Annotated in this window: 1 protein-coding gene; it reads right to left on the bottom strand. The window is 76.1% G+C overall.

Translation table 11 applies throughout. The annotated features are described in order from the left end of the window. A partial coding sequence (locus ACWDCZ_RS41605; RefSeq protein WP_449818762.1) for an amino acid adenylation domain-containing protein occupies nucleotides 1-1,145 on the bottom strand: 1,145 nt, incomplete at both ends.

Raw genomic sequence — 1,145 nt, 5'->3', positions numbered from 1 at the left:
GTCTCGCCCGCGGGCTCCACCCGGCCGGCGGCCGGGGCGGCGTCCTCGGGTTCGGGCAGGGCCTTGCGGTCGACCTTGCCGTGGGCCAGCAGCGGCAGCCGGTCGAGGACGACGAACCGGGCGGGGACCATGTAGTCCGGCAGGACGGCGCCGAGCTCCGCGCGCAGTTCGGCGGGGGCGGGGGCGGTTCCGCCGCCCGGGCGCTCGAGGTAGGCGACGAGGTTCTGCCTGATCCCCTCGCCCCGGACGGTCACGAAGGCCTGGGTCACGCCGGGCAGCGCGGTGAGGGCGGCCTCGATCTCGCCGGGCTCGACCCGGTAGCCGCGGACCTTGATCTGGTCGTCGGCGCGTCCGAGGTATTCCAGCGTGCCGTCCGTCCGCCAGCGGGCGAGGTCGCCGGTGCGGTACATCCGGCCGCCGGTCGCGGCGAACGGGTCGTCGAGGAAGCGTTCCGCGGTCAGGTCGGGGCGGCCCAGGTAGCCGCGGGCGAGCCGGTGCCCCCCGAGGTGGAGCTCCCCGGTCACGCCGGGCGGCACCGGCCGCCGGGCGCCGTCCAGTACGTAGCAGCGCGCGCCCGCGAGCGGGGTGCCGATCGGCGTGTTCCCCGGGCCGTGGTCCTCCGGGTGGACCTCGTGGACGGTGACGCCGACCGTCGCCTCGGTGGGGCCGTAGTGGTTGAACACCGCGCACCGGCCGAGGCCGGCCAGGTCGGCGGCCCAGGCCCGGGACGAGGCCTCGCCGCCGAGCACCAGGGCCCGGTGCGGCAGCAGGCGCTCGAGCGGGGCGTCGGCGGACAGCGCGGCCAGGTGGGAGGGCGTCATCTTGAGGTAGTCGAGCCGCGACGCCTCGATGTGCCCGGCGAGTTCGGCGCCGGCGATGCGGCGGGGCAGCAGGTGGACCTGGCCGCCGGTGGTCAGCGCCAGGTAGAGCATCGTGATGCTGAAGTCGAAGGACAGGGACTGCAGCAGGCCGTAGCGGGCGCCGGGTTCGATCCGCAGCCGGTCCCGCACGCCGGCCAGGTAGTTGAGGATCTCGCGGTGCTGCACCGCGACGCCCTTGGGCTGCCCGGTGGACCCGGAGGTGTAGATGACGTACGCGAGGTCGTCGGGGCCGGAGGCCTCCGGGAGCGGCGCGTCGTCCGGGGC

Source organism: Kitasatospora sp. NPDC001225 (genome assembly GCF_053597855.1).
This window is presented reverse-complemented; position numbering and strand designations above follow the sequence as displayed.